Here is a 1141-nt window from a genome sequence, read left to right on the forward strand (position 1 = left end):
AATTCGGGCGGGCGATTTGCCGGGTCCATTACGGCGGGCCTGTTCCTGAAGGAGTTTGTCGACGCCAAGAGCTGGATGCACTTTGATGTCTGGGCCTGGCGGCTCGGCAAATATGGTCGTCCGGAAGGGGGCGCGCCTTGCGGCCTGCGGGCGGTTTGGCAGATGCTCCAGACGCGGTACAGTTAGGCTTCGTATTTTCGAGGGACGAAATCATGTTGCGAACAAATTGGTTGGCCCTGACGGCTTTCCTGCTGCCGGTAAGTGCCCTTGCTCAGAGTTCGGACATGGTCCGTGTGCCTGCGCAAATTGATGAGGGTGCTATTCCGCTTCATGGCGCATATGTACCCGGCGCGGATGGCGGGGAAATCTGGACAGATGTCGGGACCGAAAGATGGGTGCGGAATGTCACTCAGCCGACACTCCTGCCGGTCCTGCCAGATGAAGAAGTCGCGACCGGTGCGGCAGTCATCGTGGTGCCGGGCGGCGGGTTTCAGTTCGTGTCCATCGACAATGAAGGCTATCCGATCGCGCAATGGTTGGCGGACCGGGGTATTGCGGCGTTTGTGCTGAAGTATCGAGTGATGGAAACGCCGGTGCCGGAAGACGAATTCTCCGTACACATGGATCGCATGTTCGCCCCAACCCCTGAGACGGTGCCAATCGACATTCGCGAAGGACTATCCGTGGCGGTCGTCGATGCACAGGCCGCGTTGGAACTTGTCGAAGCCCGCAGCGAGGTGTGGGGGATCGACCCGTCGCGGATCGGTATGCTCGGCTTTTCAGCCGGGGCCATGACAACACTCGGTATCACGTTGAAAGACGGCGACGCGCCGCGTCCGGATTTTATCGGCTATATTTATGGGCCCATGACGCCGGTCGATATTTCAGGCGAAGTCCCGCCCATGTTCGCGGCGTTGGCGGCCGATGATTCCCTGTTTGGAGATCAGGGTTTTGGTCTTGTTGAATCCTGGAAAGATGGTGGGGGAGCCGTAGAGCTGCACTATTATGCTAGCGGCGGGCATGGGTTCGGATCGTACAAGCGCGGTGTGACGGCTGATGGCTGGTTTGATCAGTTCATCAGCTGGATGAAAGCGCAGGGCCTGCTGGACATTCCAGTCGAGGAGTAATCTGCACGCTCGCG

1 protein-coding gene and 1 pseudogene are annotated in these 1141 nt (G+C 59.1%); both read left to right on the plus strand.

Annotation, left to right across the window (positions count from 1 at the left end; translation table 11 throughout):
• A pseudogene (locus tag B4F73_RS00390) lies at positions 1–186 on the plus strand (leucyl aminopeptidase family protein); the annotation flags it as partial.
• A 26-nt stretch (positions 187–212) separates the two neighbouring features.
• Positions 213–1127 carry an alpha/beta hydrolase gene (locus B4F73_RS00395; RefSeq protein ID WP_290482249.1) on the plus strand — a complete coding sequence of 305 codons (915 nt, stop codon included), beginning with the start codon at positions 213–215 and terminating at the stop codon, positions 1125–1127.
• Positions 1128–1141: the final 14 nt, after the last annotated feature.

The sequence above is a fragment of the Hyphomonas sp. UBA3601 genome, from assembly GCF_002375605.1.
In the GTDB taxonomy this organism is placed as follows: Bacteria; Pseudomonadota; Alphaproteobacteria; order Caulobacterales; family Hyphomonadaceae; genus Hyphomonas.

What these genes read in the sequence shown, in the direction of transcription:
- B4F73_RS00395 (WP_290482249.1), top strand. Translation starts at nt 213, where the DNA reads ATGTTGCGAACAAATTGGTTGGCCCTGACGGCTTTCCTGCTGCCGGTA.